2 pseudogenes are annotated in these 1,576 nt (G+C 67.8%); both read right to left on the bottom strand.

What is annotated here, in order from left to right:
* A pseudogene (locus QZY44_RS26210) lies at positions 1 to 1,156 on the bottom strand (transposase); the annotation flags it as partial.
* Between the two features lie 203 nt (positions 1,157 to 1,359).
* Positions 1,360 to 1,576, bottom strand: a pseudogene (gene glmM / locus QZY44_RS26205) (phosphoglucosamine mutase); the annotation flags it as partial.

Here is a 1,576-nt window from a genome sequence, read left to right as displayed (position 1 = left end):
GCTCGGAGATCCCCTGCTCCTTGCCGGCCCGGCAGGCGGAGAAACAATACAGCCGCACCTCCTCGGCGTCGGCGTCAAGCACCCGTTGGATGGCCAGCGCCTCACCACTAGCCGTCGTCAGCGACGTGGCCGCGGTGGCATCGAACTGACGCTGGCGCTCACGGCTGACCACCAGGTAGCGGTAGCCCTGGGTCCGCAGCCACAGGATGTTGTCCGCCGTCGCGATCCCGGCGTCCATCACCACCAAGGCGCCACGCGGCGCCCCCAAGCCTTCCAGCATTCCCGCCAGGGTTGTGCCCTCGGTCACCGCGCCGTCGAAGGTCTGGGAGCGGCGGACAAAGCCACTGCCATCGAGCACCAGCCCCAGGGTCACCAGCGGGCAGTCGCTGCGCTTCTCCTTGGAGTGTCCGCGTTGCGCTTTGGGGTTGGCGGCCGCCGCCACCTCGAAAAACGTGTTGGTCAGATCATAGAGGGTGACCGTCCAGTTGAGCCCAAACAGGTCACTGACGCGCGTAAAGACCGTCTGCTCGATCACTGCCCGGTGACGCATCAACAGGTCCGCCGCCCGGTAGAACGGTGCCAGGGGGATGGTCTCGAAGTCGACCTCCAGCAATTCTCCCAGCGCACTGCGCTCGCTCAGCCAGCGGTGGGTCGCCCGTTCCGAACCCGGCGCGGCCATACGTCCAATGATGGCGCCGACGATCAGCGCCCGTTGCGGACCGCTCAGCCCCAGATTTTGGAGCAGCGCGACAAAGTTCACCTCCGCCATGGCCCACAGCGCCACCGACTCCACGCCCACGCTGCGCGGGCGGCTCAGCTCCAGCGAGTCGACATCGACCGCCTGCACATCCCCTCCCGCGGGGGCGCCGGTCTGCGGGGCCACGCCCTGGCGCGCCAACAACCGGGCGAAGAGCCGCTGCGCCTCCCGTTCGACGGGCGCGGCGCCGGCCAGCAAGGCCCCCTGGCCGCTACGTAACTCCTCCAGCCGCGCGCACAGTGCCGGCCACGCCTCCTGCGGCAGCGCGAAATGGCGGCCCAGGTTGAGCAGGGTGACCTGCCGCACCCGTCCGCCCACGCGCTCGGACTGCACCAGGCGATGGGTGGCGTAGCGCTCTGCGGTGACGCTGTTAGTGGTGTGGGTGCGACGGATGTACATCCCGGTACTCTACGACACCCGGCACCCGCTTTACTCTGCCCCTATCGAATAACTTGGCACTACATTGCGATTTTCAGCAGGCGTGTACATACGGATCAGATGGTTAGATACCATCTAGGGGTGATTATCAATGGGGCCATGTAAAAGATGGGTTAGGGATCGTGGAGGCCGCGGGCGTGCGGCCGGCCCACGTGGTCACGAGCGCCATCGAGCACCCCGCCGTGTTCGTCGCAAAGGATGCAGCGGTCCCCATCGCCGTCGTGCGCGATGCCGAGGCGGGCGCCGCTCGCGCGCACGGCGGCGGTGAGTTTCTCTGGATGCTCGGTGCCGACGCCAGCGTTGATGTTGCGGCCATCGGGGGCGTCGCCGAGGGCGACGATAGCGGCGCCGAGCTCGCGCAACACGACCCGGCTCGTGAGG

This window comes from uncultured Thiodictyon sp. (assembly GCA_903837595.1).
GTDB lineage: Bacteria > Pseudomonadota > Gammaproteobacteria > Chromatiales > Chromatiaceae > Thiodictyon.
This window is presented reverse-complemented; position numbering and strand designations above follow the sequence as displayed.